This window comes from Paenibacillus sp. FSL L8-0644, from assembly GCF_038008165.1.
Taxonomy (GTDB): Bacteria; Bacillota; Bacilli; order Paenibacillales; family Paenibacillaceae; genus Paenibacillus; species Paenibacillus polymyxa_D.
In genome coordinates, this window is record NZ_JBBOYN010000001.1 from 314195 (window position 1) to 339657 (window position 25463).

The 25463-nt window shown below is 44.2% G+C and carries 26 protein-coding genes and 2 pseudogenes; 18 read left to right on the plus strand and 10 right to left on the minus strand.

From position 1 onward, the window contains the following. Position 1: 1 nt before the first annotated feature. Entirely contained in the window at positions 2–697 is a 696-nt protein-coding gene (locus NSS94_RS01335) for a response regulator transcription factor (RefSeq protein ID WP_318628174.1), read from the minus strand. A gap of 491 nt (positions 698–1188) precedes the next feature. Then, a complete protein-coding gene (locus tag NSS94_RS01340) occupies positions 1189–2025 on the minus strand; it encodes a helix-turn-helix transcriptional regulator (RefSeq protein ID WP_341038384.1) in 837 nt (278 codons plus the stop codon). 138 nt (positions 2026–2163) lie between these two features. Here NSS94_RS01340 and NSS94_RS01345 point away from each other — a divergent pair, with 138 nt between their 5' ends. After that, a complete protein-coding gene (locus NSS94_RS01345; RefSeq protein ID WP_341038386.1) occupies positions 2164–3450 on the plus strand; it encodes a Gfo/Idh/MocA family protein in 1287 nt (428 codons plus the stop codon). 111 nt (positions 3451–3561) lie between these two features. On the opposite strand, the gene NSS94_RS01350 is transcribed toward NSS94_RS01345, so the two are convergent. Further along, complete coding sequence (locus tag NSS94_RS01350; protein WP_341038387.1) at positions 3562–4398, minus strand: carbonic anhydrase; 837 nt, start codon at positions 4396–4398, stop codon at positions 3562–3564. 217 nt (positions 4399–4615) lie between these two features. On the opposite strand from NSS94_RS01350, the gene adhP reads away from it, so the two are divergent. Continuing rightward, positions 4616–5632, plus strand: coding sequence for an alcohol dehydrogenase AdhP (gene adhP, locus NSS94_RS01355; protein ID WP_029516874.1), 1017 nt, complete (start codon positions 4616–4618; stop codon positions 5630–5632). 78 nt (positions 5633–5710) lie between these two features. Here adhP and NSS94_RS01360 read toward each other — a convergent pair whose 3' ends face one another. Continuing rightward, positions 5711–6076, minus strand: a complete 366-nt coding sequence (locus NSS94_RS01360) for a winged helix-turn-helix transcriptional regulator (RefSeq protein ID WP_013368959.1) — start codon at positions 6074–6076, stop codon at positions 5711–5713. A gap of 188 nt (positions 6077–6264) precedes the next feature. Here NSS94_RS01360 and NSS94_RS01365 point away from each other — a divergent pair, with 188 nt between their 5' ends. The 11 genes and pseudogenes from NSS94_RS01365 to NSS94_RS01410 all read left to right on the plus strand — a co-directional run bounded on the left by NSS94_RS01365 (position 6265) and on the right by NSS94_RS01410 (position 15535). Next, the gene (locus NSS94_RS01365; protein WP_340953823.1) at positions 6265–7461 is read left to right on the plus strand and encodes an MFS transporter; all 1197 of its coding nucleotides are present in this window, start codon (positions 6265–6267) and stop codon (positions 7459–7461) included. 31 nt (positions 7462–7492) lie between these two features. Continuing rightward, positions 7493–8335 carry an aldo/keto reductase gene (locus NSS94_RS01370; protein ID WP_039274230.1) on the plus strand — a complete coding sequence of 281 codons (843 nt, stop codon included), beginning with the start codon at positions 7493–7495 and terminating at the stop codon, positions 8333–8335. Between the two features lie 168 nt (positions 8336–8503). After that, on the plus strand, positions 8504–9526 hold the full coding sequence (locus tag NSS94_RS01375) for a LacI family DNA-binding transcriptional regulator (protein WP_165149230.1): 1023 nt from the start codon (positions 8504–8506) through the stop codon (positions 9524–9526). 181 nt (positions 9527–9707) lie between these two features. Beyond that, positions 9708–11183: a glycoside hydrolase family 32 protein gene (locus tag NSS94_RS01380; protein ID WP_340953827.1), complete on the plus strand. Its 1476-nt coding sequence runs from the start codon at positions 9708–9710 to the stop codon at positions 11181–11183. Positions 11184–11250: 67 nt separating this feature from the next. Beyond that, positions 11251–12669 (plus strand): sucrose-specific PTS transporter subunit IIBC, encoded by a 1419-nt coding sequence (locus NSS94_RS01385; protein ID WP_029516869.1) that lies wholly within the window; start codon positions 11251–11253, stop codon positions 12667–12669. An 89-nt stretch (positions 12670–12758) separates the two neighbouring features. Next, entirely contained in the window at positions 12759–13196 is a 438-nt protein-coding gene (locus tag NSS94_RS01390) for a hypothetical protein (RefSeq protein ID WP_341038388.1), read from the plus strand. Beyond that, positions 13193–13597 carry a hypothetical protein gene (locus tag NSS94_RS01395; protein WP_069010127.1) on the plus strand — a complete coding sequence of 135 codons (405 nt, stop codon included), beginning with the start codon at positions 13193–13195 and terminating at the stop codon, positions 13595–13597. The genes NSS94_RS01390 and NSS94_RS01395 overlap by 4 nt, the downstream gene beginning before the upstream one ends. Positions 13598–13690: 93 nt before the next feature. After that, positions 13691–13917, plus strand: a pseudogene (locus NSS94_RS26170) (transposase); the annotation flags it as partial. Between the two features lie 55 nt (positions 13918–13972). After that, positions 13973–14110, plus strand: a complete 138-nt coding sequence (locus NSS94_RS26175) for a hypothetical protein (RefSeq protein WP_209018523.1) — start codon at positions 13973–13975, stop codon at positions 14108–14110. A 109-nt stretch (positions 14111–14219) separates the two neighbouring features. Further along, a pseudogene (locus NSS94_RS01405) lies at positions 14220–14474 on the plus strand (transposase); the annotation flags it as partial. 113 nt (positions 14475–14587) lie between these two features. Then, positions 14588–15535, plus strand: a complete 948-nt coding sequence (locus NSS94_RS01410) for an NAD(P)-dependent oxidoreductase (protein WP_069010125.1) — start codon at positions 14588–14590, stop codon at positions 15533–15535. 67 nt (positions 15536–15602) lie between these two features. Here the strand turns inward: NSS94_RS01410 and NSS94_RS01415 are convergent, their stop codons facing one another. Beyond that, positions 15603–15746, minus strand: coding sequence for a hypothetical protein (locus tag NSS94_RS01415; RefSeq protein ID WP_208332761.1), 144 nt, complete (start codon positions 15744–15746; stop codon positions 15603–15605). Positions 15747–15887: 141 nt separating this feature from the next. Then, on the minus strand, positions 15888–16676 hold the full coding sequence (locus tag NSS94_RS01420) for a helix-turn-helix domain-containing protein (RefSeq protein ID WP_029516864.1): 789 nt from the start codon (positions 16674–16676) through the stop codon (positions 15888–15890). 179 nt (positions 16677–16855) lie between these two features. Here NSS94_RS01420 and pyk point away from each other — a divergent pair, with 179 nt between their 5' ends. Then, positions 16856–18271: a pyruvate kinase gene (gene pyk, locus NSS94_RS01425; protein WP_029516863.1), complete on the plus strand. Its 1416-nt coding sequence runs from the start codon at positions 16856–16858 to the stop codon at positions 18269–18271. Between the two features lie 128 nt (positions 18272–18399). On the opposite strand, the gene NSS94_RS01430 is transcribed toward pyk, so the two are convergent. After that, on the minus strand, positions 18400–18798 hold the full coding sequence (locus NSS94_RS01430; RefSeq protein ID WP_341038391.1) for a hypothetical protein: 399 nt from the start codon (positions 18796–18798) through the stop codon (positions 18400–18402). Positions 18799–19115: 317 nt separating this feature from the next. After that, positions 19116–19460: a DUF805 domain-containing protein gene (locus NSS94_RS01435; RefSeq protein ID WP_029516861.1), complete on the minus strand. Its 345-nt coding sequence runs from the start codon at positions 19458–19460 to the stop codon at positions 19116–19118. Between the two features lie 430 nt (positions 19461–19890). Between NSS94_RS01435 and NSS94_RS01440 the strand changes: the two genes are divergently transcribed. The 3 genes from NSS94_RS01440 (at position 19891) to NSS94_RS01450 (ending at position 23260) form a co-directional block, all read left to right on the plus strand. Beyond that, positions 19891–22326 carry a LamG-like jellyroll fold domain-containing protein gene (locus tag NSS94_RS01440; RefSeq protein ID WP_069010121.1) on the plus strand — a complete coding sequence of 812 codons (2436 nt, stop codon included), beginning with the start codon at positions 19891–19893 and terminating at the stop codon, positions 22324–22326. Positions 22327–22712: 386 nt separating this feature from the next. Next, complete coding sequence (locus NSS94_RS01445; RefSeq protein ID WP_007428290.1) at positions 22713–22913, plus strand: cold-shock protein; 201 nt, start codon at positions 22713–22715, stop codon at positions 22911–22913. A gap of 131 nt (positions 22914–23044) precedes the next feature. After that, entirely contained in the window at positions 23045–23260 is a 216-nt protein-coding gene (locus tag NSS94_RS01450) for a cold-shock protein (RefSeq protein ID WP_013308357.1), read from the plus strand. 105 nt (positions 23261–23365) lie between these two features. Here the strand turns inward: NSS94_RS01450 and NSS94_RS01455 are convergent, their stop codons facing one another. Next, positions 23366–24187 (minus strand): alpha/beta fold hydrolase, encoded by an 822-nt coding sequence (locus NSS94_RS01455; protein ID WP_318628185.1) that lies wholly within the window; start codon positions 24185–24187, stop codon positions 23366–23368. Between the two features lie 187 nt (positions 24188–24374). Between NSS94_RS01455 and NSS94_RS01460 the strand changes: the two genes are divergently transcribed. Continuing rightward, positions 24375–24707 (plus strand): hypothetical protein, encoded by a 333-nt coding sequence (locus NSS94_RS01460; protein WP_029516858.1) that lies wholly within the window; start codon positions 24375–24377, stop codon positions 24705–24707. A gap of 50 nt (positions 24708–24757) precedes the next feature. On the opposite strand, the gene NSS94_RS01465 is transcribed toward NSS94_RS01460, so the two are convergent. After that, positions 24758–25303, minus strand: coding sequence for a GNAT family N-acetyltransferase (locus tag NSS94_RS01465; RefSeq protein ID WP_165149216.1), 546 nt, complete (start codon positions 25301–25303; stop codon positions 24758–24760). Between the last annotated feature and the right edge of the window lie 160 nt (positions 25304–25463).

The following is a 25463-nucleotide window of genomic DNA, read 5'->3' on the forward strand; positions in this document are numbered from 1 at the left end:
ACTATTGCTCTCTTTCCGTGTATTTATATCCTATGCCCCATATTGTTTTAATAAAGTCATATTCAGGACCAAGTTTCTTACGGATATTTTTTATATGAACCGTTACGGTATTTATTTCTCCGTATTCGTCTCCCCAGACGTTTTCATATATCTGCTCACGAGTCAATACATTATTGGGGTGGCGCATGAGGATAGACAGAATCTGAAATTCCTTCGTTGATAAGTCGAGCTTCCTGCTATTCAGGAATGCTTCAAACGTCTTATCGTTCAAAATGAGCGGAGAATCCGCCTTTTCGTTACTGGGACTAAGTTCATCCCACTCTCTAAAAAGCCTGTCCACTTTTCTGAAGTGAGCCTTTATCCTGGAGACAAGCTCCTGAATACTGAAAGGTTTGGTCATGTAATCGTCTGCTCCTATTTCGAGCCCGACGATTTTATCAATGTCCTTATCACGCGCACTTAAAAACAAAATTGGAACATTATAAGAATTTCGGATACTTCTGCAGACATCAAGTCCATCCATATCAGGCATCACTATATCAAGAACGATGAAATCAATGTGATTTTCTTCCAATGCGGATAAGGCTTCTTTCCCAGAATATGCCGAAATTATTGCAAATTGCTCGTATCTTAAACTCTTTGTGATGAGTTTTACGATTTCTTCATCGTCGTCTACAACTAATATCGTTTTTAGCATATTTATACCTCCCAGCCGCTTTAAGTGGACTGAATTTATAAAACAAGAGCCGCATGATCCTCTCGCATTGAAAAAAGTAGCGTTCAAAGCGTCTCTGCGGTCGAGCTATGCACATATTCCAGCTTGAAGACCTGCATATAGCTTTTGACGTAATGTCCGGGAGTGTGTCTAATCAAAAGGCGGTGTGAAAAGGCTGAAAACCATCACAAGTTTTGGTTTTCAGCCTTTTCCGATAAAGTCCATCCGAGCTACGCACTCCACATGACTTTGATAGGACTCAAATGGGAAGATCATGAAACATGGTATACCTCAAATGGGTATTCCGCTCCAAATCCCTTACTGATTGAAATCAGTAAGGGATCATGGCTCTATAGTAACAGCTATTATCGTAATGTAAAGGGAGATGTAACGCACATTTTGGATTACACCAACCCTTCGGGTTTTAAAACTCCGAGAACCTTTGGAACAGGAGATGCCGATTTTTCGTATGGCTACTCCTTTTTGTATTTTTTTCGGTACTGTAGCGGGGTGTGCCCGGTAAGAAGCTTGAATACACGACCAAAGTGAGCAATGCTGTCAAAACCCGTTTTTTCAGCAATGGAAGTCACTTTCCAGTTTGTTTCTCTCAAGTACACACGAGCCTGCTGGACCCGCACATCCTGAAGATATTCTACTAAGGTAAAACCTGTTGTCTGCTTGAAAATACGGCACAAATACGTGCTGCTAATATAAAAATGCTCAGCCAGCTGATTTAGCGACAGGCTCTCGGCATAATGAGCATGCAGGTATGCAATGACTGAGTACACGCGTTGCTGCTTTTCGCTACGTTCCGGTGCAATGGTATCGGCAGTGGCTGATTGTATGCGTCGGATGCGGATAAGGAGCTGGAGTAGCAAGCTTTGGAGATATAGTTGGCGGTAGACATGTTCTTGGTAGTATTCATCCAGCATTTGCTGGAATAGATGCTCCAGCTCGCATTGTTCTTCCGCGGAGGGGCGAAGCAGAAAGCTTTTTTCTGGCAGAAGAGGCTGGTTCTGATCGCTGGAGGGAGAGACAGTCATTGGCGAGGCTGCAAATTCTTCATCAAAGTTAATCAAAATCCGTTCATGGCTGCCGCTACCCTTGTTACTTGTACGGTGAAAATCATGTTTGCTAATCCAAATCAGATCGCCCTTCTGGAGCGCGTATACCCGCTGATTAATGTAGTAGTAGCGCTCTCCTGCCAGCAAATAATAGATTTCGTGCGCTTGGTGGACATGGTCGGCGGACATGCTGAATGGCACCGTCCGTAGCGCTTGCTCAATGGCAAAGCGGGGTGTAGCGATCATATCGATAGTCTCCTTTAATGAAAGAATACATAAGGATAATATATGTATATTTTTTGGGAAAAATCATAATAAAAGCGAAGATTTCGCTCTTTCTTATACTATAAAATAAAAGCAATTCATGTAAAGGGTGTGAGCCAATTGGCTAAAATCAAATATGCGCTTGTGGGTACCGGAGGAAGAGCCGAATTTTTTTACGGTGAAGTTGTTACGGTTTTCAAAGATACCTCGGAGCTGATCGCGTTCTGTGACGTCAATCAGACGAGAATGGATTATGCCAATCGGCTGTTGCAGGAGAAATACGAGCATGAGCCGATTCCGACCTATAAAGCTCACGAGTTTGATCGGATGATCGCGGAGACGAAGCCGGATATCGTCATTGTCACGACCATTGACCGGGTGCATCATCGGTATATTATCCGGGCGATGGAGCTGGGCTGTGATGTCATTTCTGAGAAGCCGATGACGGTGGATGAGGACAAATGCCAAGACATTCTGGATGCCATAGACCGCACGGGACGGAAGCTGCGCGTCACCTTTAACTACCGCTATGCGCCGCATAATACGAAAATCCGCGAGATTATTATGGACGGAACGCTCGGAGAGGTGCTGTCAGTCAATTTCGAATGGCTGCTAAATACCCAGCATGGCGCGGATTATTTCCGTCGGTGGCACCGGGATAAGCGCAATAGCGGCGGTCTGCTGGTGCATAAATCGACGCATCATTTTGATCTGATGAACTTCTGGCTTGGCTCGAAACCGGAGACGGTGTATGCGATGGGAGATCTGAAATTTTACGGCCGGGAAAATGCGGAGCAGCGTGGCGTGACGGAGTTTTATCAACGGGCTTACGGCAGCAAGGCAGCGGAGAATGACCCCTTTGCGCTACACCTGGACCGTAATGAGCATCTAAAAAGTATGTATCTGGATGCTGAGCATGAGGATGGCTATGTGCGGGATCAAAGCGTATTTGGCGACAATATCAGCATAGAAGATACGCTGAGTGTCATGGTGAAGTATGAGAACAAGACGGTGATGAACTATTCGCTGAATGCTTACATGCCTTGGGAGGGCTTTATCATCGTATTTAATGGCACGAAGGGACGGATGGAGGTTCGGGTATCCGAGCAATCCTATGTTAATTCCGGTGGCAGCAAGGCAGATGAGGGTGCGCTAAAAGAGAAGACCATCACGATCTATCCTCACTTTGCAGCACCTTATGAAGTTGAGGTAGAAGAAGGCGTAGGTGGTCATGGCGGAGGAGATCCAGTTATGCTGCGGGATATTTTTGATAAGCCGGCAGAGGATCGGTTCCATCGTGCGGCCTCACATATCGACGGTGCATGGTCCATTTTAACTGGCATCGCCGCCAACCGCTCTATGCGTACAGGTCAGCCAGTGAAGGTGGAGGAACTGGTGCGTTTGTAATGAGTAGTAAATTTAATACCGAATAGACCCCTCTAACTAGATTGAACAGAGGGGTCTTATTTTGGTATTCAAATATAGAATGCACCTTACATCTTACGGCACTTTATTTTATTATTTATCGGCAGTCAGTTCCCGGGTCCCCAGTTGTTGTACAGGACGATGGTTATCGGGGAAAATGGCAGCAAACTGGTTGATTTGGTCTGCGGACATTTCAATAGGCTGCTCCAGCACTGTCCAATTTACATGTTCTGTGCATGGCGGGGTAGTCAGCGATCCGTTGTAGCGAACGGAGTGCAGGTCTTTTGGCAGCAGCGCAGCGAGATTTATTTCTTCATCCAGAGCCGCTTCTTGGGAAATATCCTTCGGCAGTTTGGACCAAATGCGGTTGAAAGCCTTGTTTTCTTTGCCACTTTGGATAAGGACCCCTAAGACAGCTGTGCTTCCGTTGTCGCTTTGATGGACAAAATGAAGCTCCATTTCAGCATTTTTACCATCAATTTGATGTTCGCTCGGGTGGTGAAAGTGAAACTGCTTTAAAGTGAATTTAGTACCGTCCAGCATGATGTTATTGCTGGCATCGGCAACATTGATTTGCACAGTGTGCCCATTATTCAAAATGGATGCTTTCGTTTTAGTGTAATGAACTTGCAGCGGTTGCTGTGTTTGCGATGCTTCCAGATGGGTATGCTCTATATTGACAGGAGATTGTTCGTGGCCGTTACCACAAGCAACAAAATCTTTTTCCAGCTCTCCCCAATGTTCCGGTCCCTGATCTCCTTCATAGGACCAGTGTGGGCCTTTCTGAACAACTGCATGAGCGTTGTTAACTGATGAGGATGAAGTGCTAGTGGTACTAGAAATGGCGGGCTGTGAATTGCATCCTGTTACCGATACAGCCAAGATAATGGCAAATATGCTGAACAGGCAACCTTTCCAGTTTTTTTTCATGTTTCTTTATCCTTCTTCCAAAATAGAATATGTGAAACTTTTTACATTGTAAATTATTGTACAAAGTTCCTACAAGGGTCCAAGGACTTAGAAAGAAGCGTTTTTGGATTAAATAGTTTTAAGTTAGATTTATATTTGTCCTTTTTGGGCAAAAATTACTATAATAATGAGTGTACATTACAAAATAATTCCATATCTATTTAAAGGAGAGATCTACATGAAAGCAGCAATTGTTACAAAAGACAAGAAAGTCAGTATAGAAGAGAGACCTTTGCGTTCCTTGAAGCATGGAGAAGCGTTAGTCCAAGTTGAATACTGCGGAGTTTGCCACACAGATTTACATGTGAAAAATGCAGATTTCGGTGATGTCACAGGCAGAGTTCTAGGGCATGAAGGTATTGGAAAAGTCATTGAATTAGGTGAAGGAGTAACCAGTCTTAAAATTGGTGATCGCGTAAGTATTGCCTGGATGTTCGAAAGCTGCGGTCATTGTGAATATTGCCTAACTGGGCGGGAAACGCTGTGTCGTGAAGTTAAAAATGCCGGATATACGGTAGACGGTGCAATGGCAGAGCAATGTATTGTCACAGCTGACTACGCGGTCAAGGTACCAGATAGTCTTGATCCTGCCGCTGCAAGTAGTGTAACTTGTGCAGGGGTTACAACATATAAAGCAGTTAAAGTAAGTGAAATCAAACCAGGCCAATGGATCGGTATCTTCGGCATTGGCGGCTTGGGTAACCTGGCGGTGCAATATGCCAAAAATGTATTCAATGCTAAAGTTGTAGCCTTTGACATCAGTGATGAAAAACTAGAACTGGCCAAACAAATTGGTGCTGACTATATCGTTAACAGCATGAAAGAAGATCCGGTCGCTCGTGCCAAGGAATTAACAAACGGTGCTGGTCTGGATGCAACCGTGGTTACTGCTGTTGCCAAAACACCTTTCAACCAGGCCATCGACGTTGTAAAAGCTGGCGCGCGTGTTGTAGCTGTAGGTCTTCCAACCGATAAGATGGATCTGGACATTCCTCGTCTGGTTCTGGACGGCATTCAAGTTATTGGCTCCTTGGTCGGCACTCGTGAAGACCTTAAAGAAGCGTTCCAGTTCGCTGCAGAAGGTAAAGTCGTCCCTCTTGTACAAAAACGTCCGCTCGAAGACATTAATGAGATCTTCGAGGAAATGGAGCAGGGCAAAATCCAAGGACGTATGGTTATTGATTTCACAAAATAAAATGAAATCGAATTGGTAACCCTTGGAATTTAGAGAGAGGAAGCGCCTGCTGATGTATTGCAGGCGCTCTTTTTGGCTTTACAGCTTATTCAGAATGTTATCTTCCAAAACCGCAGATTTATCCCCATATTCTTTGATGATATGTCTTTCTCCCCAGGCACAAAGAGAATCTAAAATGCTTTTCAGACTACATCCATATTCACTAAGCTCGTACTCCACTTTGGGTGGAACCTGATTATAGCTAATCCGATTGACAATGCCGTCTTCCTCTAATTCACGAAGCTGCTGAGTCAGCATTTTTTGTGTTATGGAAGGCATCATCCGTTTTAATTCGCTTGTCCGCATCTTTCCATGTGTCAAATGACACAAAATCACGCATTTCCATTTCCCCCCGATCACCTCTAACGTCGCCTCAACAGAGATATTGTATTTTTTCTTCCCCAATGCCGATCCCTCCATGTGTATCGCTTTCTGTTATACATACCTTAACAGCCTGTTTTAATCAAAAAGAACTTTATTTAGGGTACTTTTTGGTACCTATATCACTAAAAAGTACGTACTGTTCATAATTGCTTGAATAACTCATAATAACATCTGTTGGTTGAAGATTTCTATAGATAGGAGGGAAAAACATGTCGCCAGAATCAAAAGGAAGTATATGGCCATTACTGGCTCTAGCCGTAAGCGCCTTTGCGATTGGGACAACTGAGTTCATCAGCGTGGGACTGCTTCCCCTCATTGCTGAAGACTTGCACATATCTGTAACGATGTCCGCACTAACTGTAACGCTGTATGCATTAGGAGTTACCATCGGGGCACCTGTCTTGACCTCATTAACATCAAGTGTTCCCCGTAAAACGTTGCTGTTGTGGATCATGATTATATTTATTGCAGGTAACAGCCTTGCTGCGGTCTCTAGTGGAATTGCCTTGCTGCTGATTGCACGTGTGATCTCGGCGTTCGCCCATGGGGTGTTCATGTCCATCGGTTCCACCATCGCGGCCGATCTTGTGCCGGATGATCGTCGAGCGAGTGCGATTTCCATTATGTTCTCCGGGTTGACCGTAGCCACAGTCACAGGTGTACCTTTGGGTACCTATATTGGGCAGCAATGGGGTTGGCGGGCTGCATTTATGGCGATTGTGGTCGTCGGTGTAGTGGCACTCATGGCCAATCTGATTCTGCTGCCATCTACACTGCGCAAAGGGAACAAGACTCCTTTCCGCGAGCAGGTCAAACTGGTTACCAATGGTCGCTTGCTACTTGCATTTATCATTACAGCTTTGGGGTATGGAGGCACATTTGTGGTGTTTACTTATTTATCTCCATTACTCCACGACATAACCGGATTTCAGCAAAGTACGGTAACGTTTATTCTTTTGCTGTATGGAATTGCGATTGCCATCGGGAATGTCATTGGCGGAAAAGCAGCAAACCGTAAGCCGCTTTCAGCTTTGTTTTACATGTTTCTGATTCAAGCAGTGATCCTTTTTCTCCTGTTGTTCACGGCACCTTTTAAAACGGCAGGACTGATTACGATCTTCTTTATGGGATTGCTTGCGTTTATGAACGTGCCCGGGTTACAGGTATATGTAGTCATGTTAGCCGAACGGTTTGCACCCAAAGCTGTCGATGTTGCCTCTGCTGTTAATATTGCTGCTTTCAACGCAGGGATAGCCATCGGAGCTTATGTAGGCGGGATTGTAACGGATTCACTCGGTCTCATTCATACAGCCTGGATCGGGAGCATTATGGTTTTCGTTGCTGTTCTGCTCACAGGCTGGAGTCGTATGCTCGAAAAAAGGGATACAACCACCATTGCAGGTTAAAGCTTTTAAAAAATAGAGAGGAAGATACAAAATGACACAAAACTTACAAAGCACAACATTGTTAAACAACGGAGTTCGTATGCCTTGGTTTGGCATCGGGGTATTTAAAGTGGAGGAAGGTTCGGAGCTGGTCGATGCTATAAAGGCTGCTGTGAAGCATGGCTACCGCAGTATAGATACAGCTGCAATCTATGCGAATGAAAGCAGTGTAGGGCAGGCTATTCAGGAAGCCCTTCAGGAAAATAATCTGTCCAGAGAAGAACTGTTCGTCACGTCCAAAGTGTGGAATGCAGATTTAGGCTATGAAGAGACACGAGCAGCTTATGAAGCCAGTCTGGATAAGCTGGGTCTGGAATACCTGGATCTATATCTGATTCATTGGCCAGTTCAGGGAAAGTATAAAGAAGCTTGGAGAGCGTTGGAATCCTTGTATAAAGAAGGACGGATTAAGGCAATTGGAGTCAGCAACTTCCAGATTCATCATTTGGAAGATCTCATGAAAGATGCTGAAATCAAGCCAATGATCAATCAGGTGGAGTTCCATCCACAATTAACCCAAACCGAGCTGTTGCAATTCTGTCAAAAGAACGACATTCAAATGGAAGCCTGGTCCCCGTTAATGCAAGGCCAATTGCTGGATCATCCGGTACTGCAAGACATAGCGACCAAGTACGGTAAATCGGTGGCGCAAGTGATTTTACGCTGGGATGTGCAGCAGGGAGTTGTCACCATTCCCAAGTCTACCAAGGCGCATCGGATCGTCGAAAATGCCGATATTTTTGACTTCGAACTGACGCGCGAGGATATGGATCGAATTCAGGCGTTAAATGCCGATCTTCGGGTAGGTCCAGATCCGGATAACTTTGATTTTTAAAATTACGTTCATCATGAGACGCCGTTTCCTTCTTCACTGAAGGGACGGCGTTTTGTGCATGATGGGTCTGGAGCCACAGCAATCCAATCCCGCCATATGGTATTATAGGGTTATGTGAAAAGAGACGTTTTGGAAGCTTGTGAATACGAAAAATCTCCGGGGGACTTCATGAATAAGACAATTGCAGATATAGCCCAAATGGCTGGTGTATCCAAGAGCACGGTATCCCGTTTTTTGAACGGCGGGTCTGTCAGCGTGGATACGAAACGAAAAATTGAAAAAGTGGTTAAAGCCACGGGCTATGTGCCCAATGCCTTTGCCCAGAGTCTTAAGGCGAAGCGGACCAACATTATCGGCACCGTTGTGCCGCGTCTGGATTCTTTTGCGACATCCCATACGCTGATGGGGATTGATGAGGAACTGCGTTCTCAGCATTATCAGATGCTGATCTCCAATACGAGCCAGGATGTACAGCGTGAAATCGAAGCCATTTATGAGCTGGGCCGACAAAAGATTTCGGGTATCATTTTGCTGGCTGCTCAAATTACAGACGACCATCTGACCGCGATTCGTGACATCGGTATTCCAGTGTTGCTGGTGGGCCAGCAGCACGAGCAGCTTCATAGCCTTATCCATGATGACTATCGTGCAGGATATGATATTGGCACGTACGTTTTGTCTCAGGGACACCGCGAAATTGCCTACGTTGGTGTTACTGAAAAGGATGTTGCCGTCGGTGTGCAGCGCAAGGAGGGCTTTAGGCAGGCTGTACGCGATGCATTGCCTACTGAGTCTCGTACGGACGATGCGATGCAAGCAGCAGGGTATGATATCAGATACTATGAGACCGGATTTAAAATGTCCGATGCACGAATTGCTGCATCCGCTATTTTGGACAATTTCAAGCCAACGTTAATGGTGTGTGCTACGGATAATATTGCGCTGGGCGTAATCAATGCGGCTTATTCCAGAGGGATTGTCATTCCGTCGGATTTGTCGGTAACTGGCTTTGGGGGATACGATATTACGGAGGTCATTCACCCTGCGCTGACAACCGTTCAATATCCGTATATGGATGCTGGACGTGTAGCAGCGCAAAATATTATGCGGCTGGTAGAACATAAATCGGTAGAAAAAGTGACGGTCATGAATTATTCCCTTATCGAAAGAGAAAGCGTTGACAAACGCTGAACAAGTGGATTATAATTTCTTCGAAACCGGTTCCATAGTATACGGACATAAATGGAATCGGTTGCAAATCCATGGATGAGCATTTTTTTAATCGTATGGGAACCGGTTCCGAAAGAATATTTTTTTCACTAATTTGGAACCGGTTCCTGAGGCGAAGTTTTAATAAAAATGAGGTACAACTATGAAAATGACAAGAGAACAAAAGTATCGAGTGATCGAGCAGGCAGAGCCCGGTGAAATAGCCAGCTTGGAGGAGAAAGTGGAGCAATGTCACTGGCGGCAGGCGTTTCATATCCAGCCACCGACAGGTTTGCTCAATGACCCTAATGGCTTTTCGTATTACCAAGGTGAATACCACTTATTTTATCAGTGGTTTCCACTCGGAACGGATCATGGGATGAAATACTGGTATCATTTGAAATCCAGAGATTTGGCCACATGGAATAGTGCGGGTATTGGCATTGCACCTGGGGATTATTTTGATTCACATGGGGCTTACTCAGGCAGCGCACTGGAGCATGAGGGCAAATTATATATGCTGTATACGGGAAATGCACGAGATGAAGATTGGATCAGACATCCTTATCAATGCATGGCTGTTATGGACGAGAACGGTCGCATTACTAAATGGGAGCACCCCGTTATTTCCAATGTGCCAGAAGGGTATACAGACCATTTTCGTGATCCCAAGCTATGGAAAGACGGCGATAGCTTTTACTGTGTGATTGGTGCCCAAAGAACGAATTTAACAGGCTGCGCCGTCCTCTACCGATCAACCGACCTTCATTCATGGGAGTTTGAGGGAGAATTGTGCACAGGGCTGGAGTCGTTTGGCTACATGTGGGAATGTCCGGATTATTTTGAACTGAACGAAGCAGGTGTCTTGATCTTTTCTCCTCAGGGCTTGGAGCCTTCCGGGGATGAAAATCACAATATTTATCAATCGGGCTACGTAATCGGCAAGCCGTTAGATACCGGTACAAAAATACTGGAGCACGGCGCATTCCACGAGCTCGACAGAGGCTTTGACTTCTATGCGCCACAGACGATGATTGACCCGCAGGGGCGGCGTATTATGGTGGCATGGATGGGTCTGCCGGATATCGACTATCCCACAGATCCGAACGGATGGGCTCATTGTCTGACATTACCAAGGGAGCTTACGCTTCATGAGGGCAAACTCTTGCAGCGGCCAATTCCTGAGCTGACTACGCTACGCAGAAATCGTGAGGATCGGGTAGCTGACACGTTATTCTCAGAGAGCAAAACCTATGAAGGATTTACAGGTACGGCCTATGAGCTGATCTGTGAGGTAGATCTTTTAAGCGCTAAGATGTTTGGTATTGAATTCCGTGCGAGTGAGACTGAGAAAACGGTAATTAAATATGATGCCATCAGTCGCAAACTAGTATTGGATCGTTCGCAATCAGGTGAGCCTGTAGCCACTTCGTATGGTGAGATACGGCAGTGTTCATGGGATAAAGATCATATCAAACTTCATTTGTTTGTAGATGCGTCTTCAGTTGAGATTTTCGTCAATGATGGGGAAGAGGTGTTCACCAGTCGTATTTTTCCGCATCCAGAGAGTGACGAAATACGCTTTTTTGCCGACAAGGGAGAGGCTCTCTTCCAGGCGGTGAAATGGGATTTTACATGAGTAGGCTAAAACATCAAGTGGATCGTTAATCATCAAACATAACGGAATCAACGAGAGGATGAACATCATGGCGGAGAACAGAGAAATAGCTAAAGAAGTGATCCAGGCAATCGGTGGGCAAGAAAATATTGCATCTTTTGCTCATTGCGCGACGCGCTTGCGGATTATGGTGCATGACAAGGAGAAAATTGATCAGAAAAAAGTTGAGGAGATCGACAAGGTCAAGGGTGCTTTCTTCAATTCCGGGCAATATCAGATTATTTTTGGTACAGGTACGGTAAATCGAATTTTCGAAGAGGTTGAAAAGCTTGGCGTGACTGGTTCATCTAAAGAAGAGGTGAAGAGTCAGGCGAAAAAGGAAGGGAACGTCTTCCAGCGCTCCATCCGTACCTTTGGTGATGTGTTTGTACCGATTATTCCTGTGCTGGTCGCTACAGGGCTGTTCATGGGGCTACGTGGCTTGCTCACTCAGCCGCAAATTCTCGCTCTACTTGGCATGACGCCACAGGACATTTCACCCAATTTTCTATTGTACACACAAGTATTAACAGATACGGCCTTTGCTTTTCTGCCAGCGTTAGTCGCATGGTCAGCCTTTAGAGTATTCGGTGGTAGTCCAGTGCTGGGTATCGTTCTCGGTCTGATGCTGGTAAATCCAGCCTTGCCCAACGCTTATAGTGTTGCGGACGGTTCAGCCCACCCGTTGACGATGTTCGGATTCATTCCTGTGGTGGGCTATCAAGGCTCGGTATTGCCAGCTTTCTTCGTGGGCTTGATCGGAGCCAAGCTGGAGCGGGCGCTGCGCAAACGGGTGCCTGAAGCGCTAGATTTGATTCTCACACCGTTTTTAACACTGTTGATCATGATCACTTTGGGATTGTTTGCCATCGGTCCGATTTTCCATTCACTCGAAGAATGGGTGCTGCACGGAACAACGTTTGTGCTGGATTTGCCTTTCGGTATTGCAGGGATTGTCATCGGTTTCTTGCATCAGATTATCGTTGTTACAGGTGTGCATCATATCTTTAATTTCTTGGAGATTCAACTGCTTGAAAAGAACGGCGCGAACGCCTTTAACGCCATCATTACCTGCGCTATGGCTGCTCAAGGTGCTGCCTGTCTGGCGGTTGGACTGAAAACGAAGAATAGCAAGCTAAAAGCGTTAGCACTTCCTTCCTCGTTGTCTGCTTTTCTGGGGATTACGGAACCGGCTATTTTCGGGGTCAACCTGAGATACATGAAGCCTTTTGTCATGGGGCTTATCGGTGGTGCGGTTGGCGGTTTTATCGCTTCACTCTTCCATTTGGCGGCTACAGGTATGGCAGTTACAGTCATTCCAGGCACGTTGCTCTACATGAACCATCAGCTTCCGCTTTACATTTTGGCGAACTTGGCTGCTATGGTTGTAGCCTTTGTCCTGACCTGGATGTTTGGCTATAACGATAAAATGCTGGAAGAGGTCAAAACAGCGGGTTCTTCAACTTAATATGATTTCGGAATAAGCACAGATTCGCATATAAATGAACTATAACGGTCGCCCTACTTTGGAGCGCTCTAGGCCCTTGTTGAAAAGGGATGCTAGAGAAGCTTCCAGGTGGGGAGACCGTTTTTTATAGACTTTATCATTACGTATCCGGATACGTAATTTGGCTTTGGCCAACGTCGGCTCATAACGCAATGGTTTCAGAGCATCTCAATGAAATGGACTTCCCACCATATTCTTCAATTGCTAATTCGAATTCACTATTGAGCGGTTTGACGCCTGAAGAATATAATGAAGTTATCAAAAATGCGAAACCCATAGAATCAATTGCTGTTGAAAAAGAGGTTTTTGCCGTTTATGGAAGATATACAGATGAAAATAGGAATTTTCAAATTAAAGCTTCAGGTTTTGGAGAATATCAGGTAATGGTACTTAACCACGATTATTATGTTTTTTATGAACTCGTTATAATACTAATATTTTCTAAAATACGTAATACATCTTTTGAGAAGGGAGGTGTGTGCGTGTGAACAAGCGATTAAGAACAAGTGTTGTTGTCTTAGGTCTAACTGTTCTTATCGGAGGGGTTATAACCGTCATTCAAAGCCAAACTTTTGCTAATGAAATTAAAACTGAGGTTAAGGTAACCGGCGATTCTAAAACCAGTGTAACCAAAACTGAGACTAAGGCAACCGATGATTCTAACCAGCTCTCACCAGAGAGAAAGAAAGAACTAACTCATCTAGCTGAATCTAAACAACCCCATGTCCTGTTAACTGAGCACGGAGATTTTTATCCCGTTAAGGTTCCAAACAAGTACCAAAGTGATCAGGTTGCAAATTTGGATAATAAGGGAGAAGAAATAACTTCTAAAACAAAACAGGTCATTTTAAGAAATTTCACCTACGAAAAAAAAGAGGAAGAAAACTGATTTTCCCAGGAACGCTCAAAAAAATGAGCGTTCTTTTTTCTAGGGTGTGTACGCAAACTGTAGATCAAGAGAATATTTTGGAGAATAAGAGATATGAGACGAAGATACAAATTAACAGACCGTGAGTGGGAAGTCGTTCAGATGTTTTTGCCCCCAGTACGAAAATCACAAGGAGGTCGACCACCCAAAAACCGTCGTCAAATGTTGAATGCCGTCCTCTGGGTGCCCGTACGGGTGCTCCTTGGCGTGATTTACCCGATTATTATGGTCCTTGGTCCTCGGTCTACAGCTTTTTCTGGCGCCTACAAAAGGCCGGCATTTGGGATGAAATCCTGAAGCACGTTACCATTGAACCTGACTTTGAGCAAATGATGATTGATTCAACGATTGTCCGAGTCCATCAGCATGGGGCCGGCGCAAAAGGGGGCCAGCAAGCAAGCGATCGGACGTTCCCGAGGCGGATTAACCACGAAAATCCATGCCGTGGTGGATGCGCTGGGCAATCCGCTATGACAAGACAGCGAGCATGTTCAAGGCTTTTTTGGCGTTGATTTCGATAAGGATGTGGCTCAAATAGGTTTGCGTATAGGCTCTAATCAATCTAATTAGGTCGATATTGTGGATGATCCTGGATAACGGCCGCATTCATCATGCAGCCCAAGTGCAAGATTTCTTGAAGCAGCATCACCGATTACAATTTGTTTTTCTGCCGAAGTACTCGCCTGACCTTAACCTGATTGAAGGTTTATGGAAGTGGCTAAAGAGCGATGTCGTTCACAACGTATTTTACAAGAAGTTTTATCATATTCGAATCAATGTCGCAGCCTTCATGAAACGCGTCAATGACAAATCGTTGGAGGTCATTGATCGCTTGTGAATACGAATGTAATTCAAAAATTCAGTCTATGTAGAATTTATATAAACGATCAATTTTACAAATATCAATAAACATATTATTGTAAAAACAAAGAAATTGGAGGTGGCTTGACAATGAAAATTCTTATAGTAGGCTATTTTACACAAATTTCAAAATCAAATATTAAAAAATATTTTCCTAATGACTGGGACATTGTAATTGTGCCGCCGGGAAAAGAAATGCTGCATCATATTGGAGACTGTCAGGTAATCATACCTGAACATATCAAAGTGGATCGCGACTTACTTTCCATGGCAAAGAATTTGAAACTGGTACAGACGGGTGCAGGGTATGATAATGTAGATATTGATGCCTGCACGCAACTAGGTATTTGGGTAGCTAATGCTGCAGGAGTGAATGCGCAGGCAGTGGCCGAGCATGTAATGGCGCTGATGTTGTCTTATTATAAAAACATACCCTACCTTGATAGATTCATGAAAACCAGAACAGATGAAAAACAGTTGGATTATACAGGAAGTGAATTAAAAGATAAAACGATAGGAATTATCGGCTTTGGTGCTGTCGGTAAAAAAGTAGCTGAGTTTTGCAGGGTTTTTGATATGAATGTGCTAGTTAATGCTAGACATGCCGTTGTACAACCTGACAGCTTTGTAAAAATGACGGATTTCGATAATCTTGTAAGCGTATCAGATATAGTCACTGTACATACGTCACTGAATCCGCAAACCAAACAACTGATTGATAAAGGAGTATTCAAAAAGATGAAGAATACCGCACTTTTTATCAATACGGCTCGCGGTGGGATTGTCAATGAAAATGACTTAATAGCTGCTTTAAAAGATAAAGAAATTTCAGGAGCATGCTTGGATGTGTTTGAATCTGAACCGCTTTCAATTGACAGTGAACTAAGGGATCTGAGTAATGTCATACTTACTCCCCATACTGCTGGCATGCCAGATGGCGTCAAGTTGCATAAAAAAAGATATGATTTCTTTGTGAATAATATAAAGCATATAAAAAACGGTGAAGAACCCGAAAGCAAGCTTAATCAGGTGTTATAGTTCTGATAATTTTTCATTTTATTAAAAAAACAGTCGATCAATTGGCCGTTCTTTATACGTATCCTGGTCATACGCCCGCTTCCTCCTCCGGTCTCGTTTGCTCGGAATCCATTACCGAATCATCTGCCTGTCCCGGTGTTAACTCAAAGCAGAGCGGATTCGCCAGTGCATCAACCACGAACGCCAGAAAAAGCTGTAGGCTGAAGACCAAGGGCCATTATAATCGGGTAAATAATGCCATGAAGCACCGGTACGGGCAACCCAGAGGACGGCTTCACAGTTTGCGTACACACCCTAGCTTCAAATTCAAAATTGCTTCGTATCATCTTCCCATAATCCTATTTCTGTAGTTCTAAACGATGGAGGAACGTTCATCCAGAAATTCGGACGGTGAGCAGCCTGTTAACCGTTTGAAGATTCGATGGAAATAGGACACATCACTATATCCCACATACTCCGAAATTTCACGAATCGTTAGCCGGGACTCGGTCAGCATGTAGATGGCGGTTTTAATACGTTGCGTATGTACATGCTCGCTGATCGTTTGGCGTGTTACCTCACGCAGCAGCGTCGCGGCATAATTGGGGGTTTTACGGATGGCGTCGCCAAGCTCCTCCTTGGTTACCTTTTCCCGGTAATGGTTCTGGATATACTGTTTCATATGTTCCACATGTCGCTCTCGATCGCAAGAAATGGCGCCTTTGTCCCATTCCTGATTCATATATATCATGGCCTCGGTCAGCAGACAGTCAGCCATCATGGTGTAGTAGCTTGGGTGTTCAGTCCATTGATAGTACATCGATTTGATCCGTTCATGCAGCATGTCGTAGCATCCGGGCTTGATCAACAACGGCTTGTCAGTATTCAGGATGGGAAGTGTGCTGTTCGTACATGTTTTGCGGCAATGTATCACATACTTGGTATGAAAAAGCGTAGGAATGCTCTTGCCATAGTAATCCAGATGACTGGGTAAAAGCAGTGTTTCACCTTTACCGAGAATGAATTTGCAATCGTTCACCCAATATACACATTTGCCAAAGGTGACCAAAATGAACAGTAAGTCATCGTTGTCGCTATTTGCACTAGCCTTTTCATACCAGTCCACTCCGTTGTCCTGCCGTATATCCACCAATGTAATCACGAAACTCACTCCCCGATGTCTTCAACATTCATTATACTGTAGTACATTCATCATACTATAGTTCATAGTCTTGGTGCACGGGTACAGGTAGAATAGAGCCATATAAGTTTAATGTAGATAGAGAAGCAAAGTGGAATAGAAAACCATACAGTAAAGACATTCAGGAGGATGACATTACTATGCTTAAAACGAAAATTATTTGTACTATGGGACCTGCCTGTGACTCCATTCATTTGTTAAAAGAAATGATCCAGGCTGGTATGACTGTAGCCCGCTTGAATATGGCTCACGGTGAGCTGGAAGATCACGTTAAGCGTATCGAAAATGTGCGTCAGGCTGCGAAGGAAATGAATACCTTTATCCCTGTCATGATGGATATTAAAGGACCGGAAATACGGATTGGCAAGCTGAGAGAGGCATCTTGTCTGCTGAAGCCAGGTAGCCAGCTCATTCTGACCACAGAAGAGATTCTAGGGGACGAGCATCGTATTTCAGTGAATTACCCGGATATGCCGAAGGACATCAAACCAGGCGACCGCATTCTCATTGACGACGGTTTGGTTGATCTGACTGTAACCTCCATCGAAGGTACGGAAATGATTTGTAATATTGTAAGCGGCGGTATTTTGAAGCCGAGAAAAGGTGTAAACCTGCCAGGGATTCATACAACCCTTCCAGGCGTGACGGAGCGAGATGTGAGACACATCCAATTTGGGGTGGAGCAGCGCGTTGAGCTTATTGCGGCTTCTTTTGTGCGTAAAGGCGACGATATCCGTGAAATCCGTGAGATTTTGAAGGGACATCATGCGGAGCATGTACAAATTTATTCCAAAATTGAAAATGCTGAAGGCATGGAAAACTTGGATGATATTATCGAAGCTTCCGATGGCATTATGGTAGCCCGTGGCGATCTGGGCGTCGAGGTGCCGATTCAAGATGTGCCTGTGATGCAAAAAGAAATGATCGACAAGTGTAATCTGGTCGGCAAGCCCGTTATCGTAGCTACCCACATGCTGGAATCCATGCAGGTGAACCCGCGTCCGACGAGAGCTGAAGTTAGTGACGTGTTTAATGCCGTTATGCAAGGAGCCGATGTTGTTATGCTGTCAGGTGAATCTGCTGCAGGTAAATATCCTGTCGAGTCTGTACGGACCATGGCTGCGGTAGCTGCCAGTGCAGAATCACAATTGGATTATCAGGAGCAGTTCGATAAGCGCAGAGCACGTCAGAGCACCAACATTACCGAAGTGATTAGTCAGGGTGCGGTAAGTTCGTCTCTGGAGCTGGATGCCAAAGCGATTATTACCTCGACTGCCAGTGGATTCACGGCACGTATGGTATCCAAATATCGTCCGAAGGCGCCTATTATTGCGGTTACTCCGAATAATACGGTATTCGCTAAAATTTGCCTGTTATCCGGTGTGTTCCCGATCAAAGGGGATAAAGTAGCTACAACGGATGAAATGTTCGAATCCTCCATCCGTAACGCTCTGAATGCAGGATATATCCATAAAGGTGACACTGTAGTCCTGTCGGCGGGTGTTCCAGTCGCTGAGGCGGGCACCACTAACTTGATCCGAGTATACCAAGTGTAATTTACAACAAAATATAGACAGCAAAAAGGCGCCATCCCGTCGGGGGAGCGCCTTTTTGACATGAATTAAGAAGCACCTCTGAGGGTGTCCTGAACTACGGCGTATAGCTGGCCACGTACGTCACTGACTTACAGCCCGAACACACTTTTAGCAACGACTTGTGTCAATTCTGCTTTATGGGCTTGATATTGCTCAGGCGTAATGCTCTTATTAGCCAGTCGTTGATCCAACTGCTCCGTTAACTGAGCTACTTGTAAATCAATGACAGCCTGTGCATCCTGATTATTGGTGTGTGCAATATCTGCCAAGGTTTGACCGTTATACAACGCTTCATATAATTGCTCATCCGAGGATGCGCCCAATGTTTTCAACAGTTCATCATCCTTGGAAGCTTCATTATCCTGTACCTGAGGGGCTCTCTCTGGAGCCAGTGTAGCAGCATTAGCCCGACTTCCCCAAGTAGAAGATTGCCCAATAGACAACGCCAGCAACAGTGTACAGATGACCAACATTCGTTTTCGATTCATAAGTGTAAAATCTCCTTTGTGTTTCATTCAATTTCTGACAGAGTGGAGCCTTATATGGATATCCAACGGGAGTAATGTTTATGCCTTTAGCCGATCCGGCTTATGTAGTTACCAGATTCTAATATACATCATACACACCCAATCTTAGTGCCAGCTTAATACTCGTTTAAAATAAACTAAAAGAGGAGAATGTAAACAGGTAAAGCTAAAAAAATTCATGGATGTGAATAATGGAAGTAATTTACCCTTTGGATTCTGCCGGATATGAAAAAAACCTCCTTCACAAAAGTGAAAGAGGTTTTAGACATCTACAACCATTACAATTTAGGGTTTTTTCCATACTTATTGTCGCTAGGCTGACTGTCTTGGCAGAAGAATACAATCAAAATAATTGACCCTACGAGAGGGATCAGACTGATTAGAATCCACCATCCGCTTCTACCTGTGTCATGCAGTCTACGGGCCATAACGGCCAAGGATGGCAACAGGACAGCAAGAGAATAAATCAAAGTCAATACCGGTGATAAGCCTACAAGACTATCGATCAGGCTGACTACAAAGCTAGCGATTGCACTAAATAGTACAAACATCCAATACTCTGTACGTCTTGCTCTACCTTGGAATCCTACATAGTTTTTTAATCCATTTAAATACCATTGCATATATTTTCACCTCCTCATAAAATGTAAATATTTGTATTATAATCATCATAAAACAGTTGTTTTTAAATATATCGGCAGGTAACATATAGAATTTTACTTGTCAAATTATAACTTTAAACTAGGAATTAAAGCAATACATTTATTATAATTAATAATACAGTGAATAATTTATAAAAATATAAAATTACATATTGAATTTTCCATATCCATTGAATAATATAGAGGTACGGTTAACCGTCAGGTTTGAATAGGCCTTCTTAACAGAAGGTGCTTTTATTTTTCAAATCTATTGAAAGCGCTTTAAATTGGACAGGAGGGATAAGTAACTTTAAATTCGAGGGCGAAGAAGTTATTACAAACATAATCCTGACCGCTTTCCCAAAATTGTTTTATGTTATCAGGGATGTTCAAAACGAGAGGAGATTAATTTATGAAGCATTTATTTGTTCGTAAAGTAACGGCAGCTTCACTCGCAGGTGCGCTGTTGTTGCCTGCTTCTTTGGTAGGCGCCGAGCAAACACTCAATTTAGATACAGTTGAGGCTCAAAGTGTGGGTCAAACTTCCCTTCAGGCTCAAGATATGGGGAACCTTTCAATCCAAAGTAAAAAGGCCGTTTCCTTCAAGGAGACTTCCGTACATGATCCATCCATCCTGAAAGTGAAAGACACATTTTACATTTTTGGCTCCCATCTTGCGGCTGCCAAGTCCAAAGACCTCATGAATTGGGATACGATTGCTACAGGAGTGGCGAATGGTAATGCATTAATTCCCAACGTTAAAGAAGAATTAAAGGAAGCACTGGATTGGGCGCAGACAGACACGCTGTGGGCAGCTGATGTCATTCAACTGGCAGATGGCAAGTTCTATATGTATTATAACGCTTGTAAAGGTGATTCCCCGCGTTCAGCAATGGGCCTAGCAGTTGCTGATAAAATTGAAGGGCCGTATAAGAATAAAGGGATTTTTCTAAAATCCGGTATGTGGGACCAACCGAGTGAGGATGGGGCGATCTATGACGCAACCAAGCATCCGAACGCCGTGGACCCGGACACCTTTTACGATAAGAACGGCAAGCTGTGGATGGTATATGGCTCCTACTCAGGAGGCATCTTCATTATGCAGATGGATGAAAAAACAGGGAAGCCGCTCCCAGGTCAAGGCTACGGGAAAAAGCTGACAGGCGGCAACCATGCTCGTATGGAAGGGCCGTACATACAATACAGTCCGCAAACGGACTACTATTACTTGTTCCTATCGTATGGTGGATTGTCAGCGGATGGCGGATACAACCTGCGGGTGGCTCGGTCCAAAACACCGGATGGTCCTTTCTACGATGCTGAAGGCAACGATATGATCAAGGTCAAGGCGAATCCGGACAAACCACTTTTTGATGACGCTTCCATTGAACCATACGGTGTCAAACTGATAGGTAATTACCTGATTCCAAGAGAAATTGGTGATCCGGGTACAGGACTGGGTGCAGGCTATGTGTCGCCCGGACACAACTCGGCTTATTATGATCCCAAGACGAAAAAGCATTTTGTCATTTTTCATTCACGTTTCCCTGGGAGAGGCGAACAGTTTGAAGTGCGGGTACATGAAATGTTCATGAACGCTGACGGTTGGCCTGTGGTTGCTCCTTATCGTTATTCGGGAGATGAGGATTCACTGAAAAGGCTGTCAGAAAAGGATGTCCTCGGTCAATACTCGTATGTAAATCATGGAAAGGAAATTTCGGCAAATATTAAGCAAGCTGTTATCGTCAATCTGGATCGCGGTGGCAAACTGTCTGGTGGAGTGAACGGTACATGGAAGTTGGGGGCAGACAATCAGTTGGAAATTACAGCAGAGGGCACGAAGTACAAAGGTGTATTCCTGCGGCACCGTGATCCAGACACAGGTGCCAAGACGCTTGCTTTTACCGCGTTGTCCTCCAAGGGTGTTGCGGTATGGGGTTCGCTAAAGCCTGACCTGAAGGCCAGCAAGATTGTAACTGCTGTGCAGAAGGACCTTAGTCTGGGCGATACGAGCAATGTTCTTTATAATCTGACGCTACCTACTCAAGCAGCACAAGATACCACTATTTCATGGGAGTCCACCCACCCGGAGAATATTTCTGTGACAGGTGATGTATACCGTCCAGAAGCCGGTTCTCAGCCTGTAAAAGTTACATTGACGGCGACCATTAAAAAGGACAAAGCCACCGCTAAGAAAAGCTTTACAGCCATTGTTCCCGGGCAGGCCCAAGGTCCTCAGCTCGCACGCTATTCGTGGAATGAAGATCAAGGAACTACGGTTGTCGACAGCACATACAATCAATTTGATGGTAAGACCTATGGTGGTGCTGCATGGGATAAAGACGGGAAGCTTGGCGGTGCGCTTGTCCTAAACGGTAAGGATGGTTACGTGCAACTACCAAATACAGTAACAGATGCGAAGGATTTTACCTTTTCCGCTTGGGTGAACTGGAAGGGCGGTGCAGCTTGGCAACGGATTTTTGACTTCGGCAACGGCCAAGCCCGGCATATGTTTCTTACCCCTTCCCAAGGTAGCGGTGTACTCCAGTTTACAATCCATGAAGGTACGGATCAAAGCTTGCTTTCCAAATCATCATTACCGCTAAACCAGTGGACACATGTAGCGGTTACACTGGAAGGGAATACAGGGAAATTGTATGTAAATGGTGAGGAAGTAGCTGTTAATGACGGTATTACCTTTAATCCCAATGAGTTGCTGACGAGCGAGGCTTATCTCGGCAAAAGCCGCTTTGCCGCCGATGCTTACTTCAATGGCAGCCTGGATGAAGTTCAATTGTATAACAAAGCGCTGACAGCAGAGGAAATTAAAGCACTGGCAGAATTGTAGTTCAAAATAAGCAAATAAACGCAGGAGATGGGCTTTTATTAAGAAGTTCGTCTCCTGCGCAATGTTTTGTATATTTATTTCTTGATTGCTGGTATAATAGGTAGCAACTGCGGATATAATGTTTTAAGTAGGCGTTAATGACTCGCTCCCGCCGAATGAACACAGCTTTGAAGCAGCAATAGAGAACATAAGCACTCTGCATAAATTAAATTCACCAGTGCTTGCGTTTTCAATACACTTATGGTAATATGAGTATATTGAGATTGTGACCTGAGATTCGCATATTGTAGAGGGCTATTGTTTTAGGTTGAAATAACCTTGTGCAATATGTGAATTTTTATTTGTAAAAAATAAAGGTCATATAAATACATTTTGGAGGTAATTCCATGCAAACAGGTACAGTTAAATGGTTTAACGCAGAAAAAGGTTTCGGTTTCATCGAGGTTGAAGGTGGAAGCGACGTATTCGTACATTTCTCCGCAATCCAAGGCGAAGGTTTCAAATCTTTGGACGAAGGCCAACGCGTAGAATTCAACGTAGTTGAAGGAAACCGTGGACCACAAGCTGAGAACGTTGTAAAACTGTAATTTTAAATTACAGCCTACTTCAGATGCCCCGAACATAGCGTTTGGGGCATTTGTTTTTATCTGTTCATAAGACCGTTTTTGAACTGATTACATCTTATCGCTTTATAAATCATGAAGAAAGAGGGATGTTTATGTACAATTCACGGAAAAAGCCAATGGATGAGATTCCTGAGGAAATTACAACTGTCTGGAATTGCGCCAGCGATACATGTAACGGCTGGATGCGAGATAACTTCGCTTTTTCTGTCGAGCCGACATGCCCCATTTGCGGTTCTGCCATGGTGAAGGGCGAGAAAAAGCTGGCTGTTTTAAATAATACGAGCTTCAACCATACCAAACAATCCTAAGCGGATAAATGTTTGTAGTGAAAGATGCCCCATAGCCATTAACGGCGCTGAGGCGTCTTTTTTGTTTTTTATAAATATAAATTATACATAAGGATGAACAGGTTTTCAATTATGTGCGGAGGATGGGGCTAGTATGCTCAGTAAGATAGAGTTAAATTCGGGTAGCGCTTCGTAAAACACACCGTGGCCGCTTCGTTCGAAAGGAATAAGTCTTGATCCGGCAATTCCTTTTTGAGTTTGGACAGCCAGGGGGAAAGGACAGACCCGATCCAGCTTGCCGTGTAGAATCCAGGTGGGCACGTGTATACATGGCAAATCAGGGCGCAAATCAGAGTCACGTAGTGAGTACAAAGTACAAGCCATGCTATGAACTGTTGCCGCAAAGCCCTGGTCACGTAACCAGTCGCGCAAGCTCTGGCTGACGGGATTGGCAAACAACATTTCGCCAAAAGAAGTTACCAGTTGTGGACGATCTGTATAGGCTTGTTTGATGAGTTTATCTACCTCTGTGACAGGAGTACCATAAGGAAAGTCGCTGGTTGGGGTGAATCGAGGCGTAGCTGCTCCGATCAGGATCAACTGACTGACGCCAAATCCCCGGTGTCTGCTCATGTAGCGTGTAACCACAGCTCCCCCCATGGAAAACCCGATCAGCCGTACCTGGTTTAACTGAAGTGCCTGCATCACAGCCAGCAGATCGTCTGCCAATCGATCATAATTGTATCCATGCCATGGTCGATCAGACTTGCCGAACCCCCTAAGGTCGACCTGAATACAGCGATACCCGTAAGCAGGCAACAAGGCGGCCTGGTATTCGTACATTCGGTGATCCAGCGGCCAGCCGTGCACCATCAGAACAGGGATGCCTTCTCCAATATCCTCGACATACAGCTTCACGCCGCGTCCCACCTCAATATAATATCCCATCGTGTTCACCCCTTTAGAAATCACGGAATTTCGTTCTCTCTCACATATATGTAGCCAGGGCTTAGCTCATTCGAGAAAGGGATGGGACTGTCACGATATAAGCATATAGTATGTTAAAAAATGTATGTCATCCTGTATAGGGATAGGATATAATTATGGAATGAAACAGCATCGGGAGAGTGGAACAATGACACCATCAAAAACATTAAAATGGATTACAGGCGGATTGGAGCTATTTTTAGCTATTCCCGTTTTGGGCGGGCTACTCGTCGTAAATTCCGCGTATACTATATTGTTCTTTATGCTGATTTTCCACATTGTTACGTTGGTACTATCGGTGACGAATAGAGAGTCTTATTATGGATCTATTTTAGGGATCGTGACCTCGGTTATTGGATGGATTCCGATTGTGGGCTGGTTGATGCATTTGCTCTCAGGCATATTTTTGATGATTACCGCAGCTCAGCAGCCGCGTGATCAGTATCGTAATCGCAATCCTTATGATGATTATCGCTACTAGAGTAAGTGATTGATACGAAGATGAAGGATCCTGTTGAACAGGGTCTTTTTTTATTTATGAAATCTCCCCATGATAATGGTGTTGTAGTATTTGCCATCTGAAAGAACCTTATCGTTTTTTAATAACCCTTCGATTTCAAAACCATGTTTTTTATAAAGCTCAATGGCTTTATCATTCGTTTCTAAAACTTGTAGAGTCATTTTCTTGATGCCATTGGATTCAGCCCAGGAAATAGATTTTTTTAAAAGATTCGTCCCGATCCCGTAACTCCAAAAATCCTTTAGTACACATACGCCGAATTCAACTTTATGAGAGAATCTGCTCAGAACATGGCCCTCACATCTTGAAAATCCGACGATTTTATCATGAACTACTGCAACTAAAAATAGGTTTCTGTTATTCTCTGTATCCGTTTCGATGAGCTGTTCAAAACCGGATGTACTTATAAATGCTTCTCCCTTCTCTCTGTCTAAATTTTCAGTCTCTCCATCAATCAGCAAACGGATTTCAGACAAATTCTTCGCATCTTGAATCATGGCTGATCTGATCGTATAGCGCATTCCTTGCACATCAAATTCCTGTTGATTTATTTTCATTAGGTTCTCCTTTTTATGGATTAGAGTGAAAAATGAATTCTGGATCATGTTAGTCTACCATATTATCTTATTTACATGATAAATAAGCATGTCTCCTTCTGTTGTATCGCAGCAGGGGACAGGCTTATTGTCGTCTCTATCCGTACAGGGAAGCCGGACG

Bases quoted from the DNA above. Each gene is read 5' to 3' on its own strand.
- NSS94_RS01410 (WP_069010125.1), top strand. From the start codon at position 14,588: ATGAAAATTCTTATAGTAGGCTATTTTACACAAATTTCAAAATCAAAT.
- NSS94_RS01380 (WP_340953827.1), top strand. From the start codon at position 9,708: ATGAAAATGACAAGAGAACAAAAGTATCGAGTGATCGAGCAGGCAGAG.
- NSS94_RS01375 (WP_165149230.1), top strand. From the start codon at position 8,504: ATGAATAAGACAATTGCAGATATAGCCCAAATGGCTGGTGTATCCAAG.
- adhP (WP_029516874.1), top strand. From the start codon at position 4,616: ATGAAAGCAGCAATTGTTACAAAAGACAAGAAAGTCAGTATAGAAGAG.
- NSS94_RS01365 (WP_340953823.1), top strand. From the start codon at position 6,265: ATGTCGCCAGAATCAAAAGGAAGTATATGGCCATTACTGGCTCTAGCC.
- NSS94_RS01430 (WP_341038391.1), bottom strand. From the start codon at position 18,798: ATGAATCGAAAACGAATGTTGGTCATCTGTACACTGTTGCTGGCGTTG.
- NSS94_RS01350 (WP_341038387.1), bottom strand. From the start codon at position 4,398: ATGAAAAAAAACTGGAAAGGTTGCCTGTTCAGCATATTTGCCATTATC.
- NSS94_RS01465 (WP_165149216.1), bottom strand. From the start codon at position 25,303: ATGAAAATAAATCAACAGGAATTTGATGTGCAAGGAATGCGCTATACG.
- NSS94_RS01370 (WP_039274230.1), top strand. From the start codon at position 7,493: ATGACACAAAACTTACAAAGCACAACATTGTTAAACAACGGAGTTCGT.
- NSS94_RS01440 (WP_069010121.1), top strand. From the start codon at position 19,891: ATGAAGCATTTATTTGTTCGTAAAGTAACGGCAGCTTCACTCGCAGGT.
- NSS94_RS01450 (WP_013308357.1), top strand. From the start codon at position 23,045: ATGTACAATTCACGGAAAAAGCCAATGGATGAGATTCCTGAGGAAATT.
- NSS94_RS01390 (WP_341038388.1), top strand. From the start codon at position 12,759: ATGCTAGAGAAGCTTCCAGGTGGGGAGACCGTTTTTTATAGACTTTAT.
- NSS94_RS01455 (WP_318628185.1), bottom strand. From the start codon at position 24,187: ATGGGATATTATATTGAGGTGGGACGCGGCGTGAAGCTGTATGTCGAG.
- NSS94_RS01445 (WP_007428290.1), top strand. From the start codon at position 22,713: ATGCAAACAGGTACAGTTAAATGGTTTAACGCAGAAAAAGGTTTCGGT.
- NSS94_RS01340 (WP_341038384.1), bottom strand. From the start codon at position 2,025: ATGATCGCTACACCCCGCTTTGCCATTGAGCAAGCGCTACGGACGGTG.
- pyk (WP_029516863.1), top strand. From the start codon at position 16,856: ATGCTTAAAACGAAAATTATTTGTACTATGGGACCTGCCTGTGACTCC.
- NSS94_RS01385 (WP_029516869.1), top strand. From the start codon at position 11,251: ATGGCGGAGAACAGAGAAATAGCTAAAGAAGTGATCCAGGCAATCGGT.
- NSS94_RS01435 (WP_029516861.1), bottom strand. From the start codon at position 19,460: ATGCAATGGTATTTAAATGGATTAAAAAACTATGTAGGATTCCAAGGT.
- NSS94_RS01460 (WP_029516858.1), top strand. From the start codon at position 24,375: ATGACACCATCAAAAACATTAAAATGGATTACAGGCGGATTGGAGCTA.
- NSS94_RS01335 (WP_318628174.1), bottom strand. From the start codon at position 697: ATGCTAAAAACGATATTAGTTGTAGACGACGATGAAGAAATCGTAAAA.